We start from the raw sequence: 1435 nt of genomic DNA, 5'->3' as shown, positions 1-1435 counted from the left end.
CCGCGACGCCGCCGGGCTCCTGGTCCTGGTTCGCGATCCTGGCCGCCTGGGCCGCGATCGGGGCCGCGTGCTCCGCCGTACTGACCCCGGGAGGCCGGGTGATCCGCCGCTCCACGGCCGACGCGGACCTGCCCGCCGCCTTCGCCGCCCAGTTCTCGCTCTCCCACAGCTGCTGGCTGCTCACCTACCCGCTGGCCGGCTGGCTCGCCGCCGGTGCCGGGCTCCCCGTCACGGCCGTGGTCCTCGGCGTCATGGCCCTGGCCTCCGCGACCGCCGCGGTCTTCATCTGGCCGGCCCGCGACCCGTCCGAGCTGGAACACGTCCATCCGGACCTGCCCCCGGGCCACCCCCACCTCACCGACGCCCACCCGGCCTCGGGCGGCTGGCAGCACGGCCACCACTACGTCATCGACCAGCACCACCACCGCTGGCCCGATCGCACCGAGCACGCGTCGTCCGGATCGCGCTGACGACGATTTCACACCACCCCCGCCCATACCGTGAGAGATCTCGGTCCGGGCCACGCAGCAGGCTGCTCATGCCCCATGATGGTGCCGCCATGCCACGGACAGCCGACCCCCGCACCGCATGCCGTACCGGCACGGAACCGGTGGACGGCATGCCGGTCACGGCCGCCCGCACGCTGGTCTTCACCGGCTCGGGCACCGGACTCGCGCTCGCCGGGCCCCACCTGGCCTCCGCGCAGTCCGTGTCCTGGCAGACGGCCCTCCTCGCGCCGGGGCTGCTCTTCCTGCTCTCGTTCCCCTTCATACGACGGGCACGGTCGCTGCCTTCGGTCATGACGCTGACCGGCACGGCGCAGATCGCACTGCACATGGTCTTCAGCCGGGCGGACCCGCACACGGCCCCGAACCCCCACGCGATCCACGTCCATGGCCCTCCCCCCACCGCACACGACGCCTGGCACGCCGGCCACCACAGCGCGGTGCTCATGTTCACCGCGCACGTGGCGACGGCTCTCCTGGTGGCCTGGTGTCTGCAACGCGCGGATTCCGCGTGCCGCACGGTGGCCGATCGGCTCGACGGGGCGCTGGCCCAGTGGCTCCGGGCACTGGTCCCGGCCGGAACGGCCCCGTTCATCCCGCACGTCGTCCGACCGTTCCGGGCACGGACCACGGGCCACCCGTGCCACTCCTCGATGCTGGCGTACGCCGTGGCGCGAAGGGGTCCTCCGGCTGCGGAACTCGCTCTCGCCGTCTGATCCCGAGGCGCGTTTCCACCTGCCCGCCGTCGCCCACACCACCATGGGAGCCACCCGTGCCCCGCTTCACCTCCGCGCGCACCGCGCGCCGTTCCGCCACGATGACGGCAGTCGCCCTCGCGGCCGGCCTCGCCCTCGCCTCGCCGGCTTCCGCCCACGTGGAAGTCGAGGCGGAGGGCGCCAGCGCCCTCGCCGAGAACGTCACCCTCGACT

1 protein-coding gene and 1 pseudogene are annotated in these 1435 nt (G+C 73.9%); both read left to right on the top strand.

Going from position 1 to position 1435, the window contains the following annotated elements:
- Positions 1 to 470, top strand: a pseudogene (locus ACFV0Q_RS41600) (MFS transporter); the annotation flags it as partial.
- A gap of 89 nt (positions 471 to 559) precedes the next feature.
- Positions 560 to 1222, top strand: coding sequence for a hypothetical protein (locus ACFV0Q_RS41595; RefSeq protein WP_385013313.1), 663 nt, complete (start codon positions 560 to 562; stop codon positions 1220 to 1222).
- Positions 1223 to 1435: the final 213 nt, after the last annotated feature.

Source organism: Streptomyces sp. NPDC059564 (assembly GCF_042735575.1).
In the GTDB taxonomy this organism is placed as follows: domain Bacteria; phylum Actinomycetota; class Actinomycetes; order Streptomycetales; family Streptomycetaceae; genus Streptomyces.
Note: the sequence above shows the minus strand (reverse complement) of the source record. Positions and strands in the feature narration are given on the sequence as shown.